This is a genomic window from Ruegeria sp. BHSA123 (genome assembly GCF_059613425.1).
In genome coordinates this window covers 1-4,661 of sequence record NZ_JBXWSL010000123.1, presented here as the reverse complement: position 1 = coordinate 4,661, position 4,661 = coordinate 1, and the positions used below count along the sequence as shown (strand labels likewise).

Sequence of the window (4,661 nt, the reverse complement as noted above, 5' to 3'; positions counted from 1 at the left end):
TGCTGTACGCCCTGCGCGCCATGGGCCATGGCGATGACATCGTTATTGCAGATGCCAATTTCCCGGGCTCAAGCCTTGGGCCCGACTGCATCCGTGCGGATGGTTCAACAGCAAGCGACCTGCTTGGCGCCGTGTTGTCTGTCATGCCGCTGGATACATTCGTGCCCGACCCCGCGCTGACCATGCAGGTTGTCGGTGATCCCGAAGCCGTGCCCGAGGCCGTCGCGGATCTCCAAAAGATCATCGACGCGCAGGCTGACAACCCCGCGCAAATTCAGAGTCTGGACCGGTTCGCCTTCTACCAACGCGCGGCATCCGCATTTGCCATCATTCAGACCGGCGAGCGTAGGCTCTACGGCAACATCGTCCTGAAGAAGGGCGTGATCGCATGAAGATCGACGCCCATCAGCATTTTTGGGCGCTGTCGCGTGGTGACTATGGGTGGCTGACACCCAACCTGGGCCAGATTTACCGGGACTTCGGGCCAGATGACCTTGCGCCATTGTTGCAAGCACAGGGCATCGACGGGACAATTCTGGTTCAGGCCGCGCCGACCGTCGCCGAGACGGAGTACCTGTTGTCACTGGCCGACAAGACACCCTTTATCAAAGGTGTGGTTGGCTGGGTCGATTTTGACGCCCCTGATGCGCGTGCACAAATCACCAGACTTGCCGCTCATCCCGCTTTGGTTGGATTGCGGCCGATGATTCAAGACATCGCTGATCCGAACTGGATGCTCGGCGAGGCCCTGAGACCTGCCTTTGAGGCCATCCAATCTAACGATCTGACTTTCGATGCCCTCACCCTGCCCCGGCACCTGGGGCCGTTGCGTCAACTTCTGGCGCGGCACCCGGACATGCGGGTTGTGATCGACCATGGCTCGAAACCTCTGATCCGTGACGGCGTACTTGGCGGATGGGCCGAAGACATGGCCGCCATCGCGCGAGACACCAACGCGTTCTGCAAATTGTCCGGTCTCGTCACCGAAGCTGCGCCTGACTGGACGGTTCGGGACCTGTACCCCTATGTGGATCACCTACTGAACACGTTCGGACCATCGCGGTTGATCTGGGGCAGCGACTGGCCGGTCTGCACACTGGCCAGCAGCTATGAACGCTGGATCGATGCAACCGATGAACTGCTAAGCGCACTTTCCTCCAATGACTGCCAAACCATCCTCGGAGGGAATGCGGCCAAGGCTTATCACATCAGGATTTGATGGTGCTGCACCGGACCCCAAACACGCGACGCCCAGCTTTGCGCCCGCTGATCCTGCCCAGTGTTTTCCCTGAGGCGCGAACAGACGGGTAGTTATCCCCAACACACCACCCGGTTTCGGGAAAACCATGAGGACCAGAATGACATCGCATCAGCCTTCTGACCGACTAAAAGGCAAAACCGCATTCATCAGCGCCGCTGGACAGGGCATCGGACGTGCCACGGCCGAACTGTTCGCAGCCGAAGGCGCGCATGTCTTTGCCAGCGACATCAACGAAACCACATTGGCCGAGCTTTCGGAAATCGACGGGATCTCTCCGATCCATCTCGACGTGACTGACGCGCATGCTGTGAAACGTGCCGTGGCAGAGTTGCCACCGTTGGATATCCTGTTCAATTGCGCGGGTTACGTGGCAAACGGGACCATTCTTGAGTGCGAAGAGGACGACTGGGATTTCAGTTTCGATCTTAATGTGAAGGCCATGTATCGCATGATCCGTCTGACCCTGCCCGCGATGTTGAAAAACGGCGGGGGATCGATCATCAATATGTCCTCAGTCGCCTCGTCGATGAAGGGCGTTCCAAACCGGTTTGTATATTGCGCATCAAAGGCTGCCGTAATTGGCCTGACCAAGTCGATCGCCGCCGATTTCGTCACGCAGGGCATTCGGTGCAACGCCATCTGTCCCGGCACTGTCGACAGCCCCAGCCTGCACGAGCGTTTGCGGGCGACGGGCGACTACGAAAAGGCGATGACGGATTTCATCGCCCGCCAGCCAATGGGGCGCATTGGAACCGCGGACGAGATTGCCGATCTGGCGCTCTACCTTGCGAGCGACAGCAGTGCATTTACCACTGGTCAGCCCTTTGCCATTGATGGCGGATGGGCGATTTAAGCTGAAAGGGATCACAATATGAAACTACTGCGGTTTGGCGCCTTGGGTGCTGAAAAGCCCGGGCTGCTGCACGACGATGGCACAATTCGCGACCTGTCAGGCGTCATCGACGATATTTCGGGCGACGTTCTCAGCGACGAAGGGTTGGCGCGACTGCGCGCGCTGAATGCACAAGATTTGCCGATGGTTGAAGGCAACACCCGTTTAGGGGCGTGTGTCGGCCATGTGGGCAAGTTCATTTGTATCGGCCTGAACTATGCCGACCACGCGGCAGAAAGCGGTATGGAATTGCCGCAGGAACCTGTGATCTTTTTCAAGGCGACATCGGCCATTATCGGGCCGAACGACACGGTGGAAATCCCGCGCGGGTCCGTCAAGACCGACTGGGAGGTCGAGTTGGGCGTGGTGATCGGCAAGGAAACAAAATACATCTCCGAGGCCGAAGCGATGGATCACGTCGCTGGCTATTGCGTGGTCAATGACCTGTCGGAACGTGATTTTCAGCTTCACCGCTCGGGGCAGTGGGTCAAGGGCAAGTCGGCAGACACATTCGGCCCCATCGGTCCGTGGCTGGTGACGCGGGACGAGGTTGCAGACCCACAGAACCTGCCGATGTATCTTGAGGTCAACGGCCACCGTTATCAGGACGGCTCGACCCGGACGATGCATTTCGGGGTGGCAACTGTGATCTCACACCTGTCGCAATTCATGTCTTTACAGCCGGGCGATGTGATCTCGACCGGAACTCCGCCGGGTGTGGGCATGGGGCAAAACCCGCAAGTCTATCTGAAACCCGGCGACACGATGGAACTGGGCATCGAAGGCCTGGGTGTTCAAAAACAGAATGTGATCGCGGGATAATCGGGCACTACCAGATGTCAGCCCGAACACAATATCAGGCGAGGTTTCCCTCGCCTGATATTTTTTGACTTAGGCTACCAGATCGAACCGGTCGTTGTTCATGATCTTAGTCCAGGCCGCTACGAAGTCGCGCACGAACTTCTCGGCATTATCGTCCTGGGCATAGACCTCGGCGTAGCCACGCAGGATCGAGTTCGAGCCGAAGACCAGATCCGCGCTGGTTGCGGTGAACCTGACCTCACCCGAGGCACGATCACGCAGCTCATAGGTGCCGCCATCGACCGGATGCCAGCTAAGCGACATATCCGTCAGATTGACGAAGAAGTCCGTGGTCAACTGACCCACGCGATCCGTGAAGACCCCATGCTCTGATCCACCGTGATTGGCACCCAGCACACGCAGGCCACCAACCAGAACCGTCATCTCGGCTGCGGTCAGACCCAGCAGTTGCGCGCGATCCAGCATCATCGCCTCAAGTGATACAGCGTATTCCTTCAGCTGCCAGTTTCTGAACCCGTCCGCCAGCGGCTCCAGCACCGAGAAGCTGTCGGCATCGGTCTGCTCATCCGTCGCATCGCCGCGACCGGCCGAAAACGGAACCGCCACGTCAAAGCCTGCGGCTTTGATCGACTGTTCTAGACCAACGTTGCCCGCCAGAACGATCACGTCGGCAATCGAGGCCCCGGTTTCCGCGGCAATAGGCTCCAGCACGCCCAGCACTTTTGCCAGACGCTCGGGCTCGTTCCCTGCCCAGTCTTTCTGTGGTGCCAGACGGATACGCGCACCGTTTGCGCCGCCGCGTTTGTCCGAGCCTCGGAAGGTACGGGCGCTGTCCCATGCGGTGGTGATCATCTCGACCGCGGTCAGACCGCTGTCGGCGATTTTTGCCTTGACGGCATCGACGTCATACGCGGTCGAACCCGCAGGGATCGGGTCCTGCCAGATCAGCTCTTCTGACGGGACGTTTGGGCCATAGTAATTGACGCGTGGCCCCATGTCGCGGTGGGTCAGCTTGAACCAAGCGCGGGCAAAGGTGTCAGCAAAGTAATCCGGGTCGGCCATGAACTTCTGACAGATCGCGTTGTAAATCGGATCGATCTTCATTGCCATGTCCGCATCGGTCATGACCGGCATACGCCGAACCGAAGGGTCGGTCGGGTCGACCGGCTTTTCATCTTCCGGCATGTCGATAGGCTGCCACTGTTGTGCACCCGCGGGCGATTTACCCAATTCCCACTCATATCCGAACAGGTAATCGAAAAAGCCCATGTCGAATTTGGTCGGGTTTTTTGTCCACGCACCCTCGATACCAGAGGTGAATGCGTTGGTTGCCTTGCCGTTCTGATCGGGGTTGTTCCAACCCAGGCCCTGACCGGAGACCGGGCAGGCTTCGGGCTCGGCACCGATATGATCGCCTGCCATCGCACCATGGGCTTTGCCGACTGTGTGACCACCGCAGGTCAGCGCCGCCGTCTCTTCGTCATTCATCGCCATACGGGCAAAGGTTTCGCGGATGTGCAGAGCAGTTCTTGCAGGATCTGGATTGCCGTTCACACCTTCGGGGTTCACATAGATCAGGCCCATGTGCACCGCGCCCAGCGGGTTTTCCAGCGTGCCGGGGGTTTCCAGATCGCCATAGCGGTTCTCGGACGGAGCCAGCCACTGGTTTTCCGAACCCCAGTAGAC

General features: G+C 58.9%; 5 protein-coding genes. 4 read left to right on the top strand and 1 reads right to left on the bottom strand.

The features are described from left to right. Positions 1-2: 2 nt before the first annotated feature. The 4 genes from AC2FNC_RS20115 to AC2FNC_RS20100 all read left to right on the top strand — a co-directional run bounded on the left by AC2FNC_RS20115 (position 3) and on the right by AC2FNC_RS20100 (position 2,975). On the top strand, positions 3-392 hold the full coding sequence (locus AC2FNC_RS20115; protein WP_496716467.1) for an RbsD/FucU family protein: 390 nt from the start codon (positions 3-5) through the stop codon (positions 390-392). Next, positions 389-1,219 carry an amidohydrolase family protein gene (locus AC2FNC_RS20110; RefSeq protein ID WP_496716466.1) on the top strand — a complete coding sequence of 277 codons (831 nt, stop codon included), beginning with the start codon at positions 389-391 and terminating at the stop codon, positions 1,217-1,219. Before AC2FNC_RS20115 ends, AC2FNC_RS20110 begins: the two co-directional genes overlap by 4 nt. A 139-nt stretch (positions 1,220-1,358) precedes the next feature. Continuing rightward, on the top strand, positions 1,359-2,114 hold the full coding sequence (locus AC2FNC_RS20105) for an SDR family oxidoreductase (protein ID WP_496716465.1): 756 nt from the start codon (positions 1,359-1,361) through the stop codon (positions 2,112-2,114). 18 nt (positions 2,115-2,132) lie between these two features. Continuing rightward, positions 2,133-2,975 (top strand): fumarylacetoacetate hydrolase family protein, encoded by an 843-nt coding sequence (locus tag AC2FNC_RS20100; protein ID WP_480495879.1) that lies wholly within the window; start codon positions 2,133-2,135, stop codon positions 2,973-2,975. Positions 2,976-3,044: 69 nt separating this feature from the next. Here the strand turns inward: AC2FNC_RS20100 and katG are convergent. After that, a partial coding sequence (gene katG / locus AC2FNC_RS20095; RefSeq protein ID WP_496716463.1) for a catalase/peroxidase HPI occupies positions 3,045-4,661 on the bottom strand: 1,617 nt, incomplete at its 5' end.

Coding starts and splice junctions, on each gene's coding strand:
- AC2FNC_RS20110 (WP_496716466.1), top strand. CDS start 389: ATGAAGATCGACGCCCATCAGCATTTTTGGGCGCTGTCGCGTGGTGAC.
- AC2FNC_RS20105 (WP_496716465.1), top strand. CDS start 1,359: ATGACATCGCATCAGCCTTCTGACCGACTAAAAGGCAAAACCGCATTC.
- AC2FNC_RS20100 (WP_480495879.1), top strand. CDS start 2,133: ATGAAACTACTGCGGTTTGGCGCCTTGGGTGCTGAAAAGCCCGGGCTG.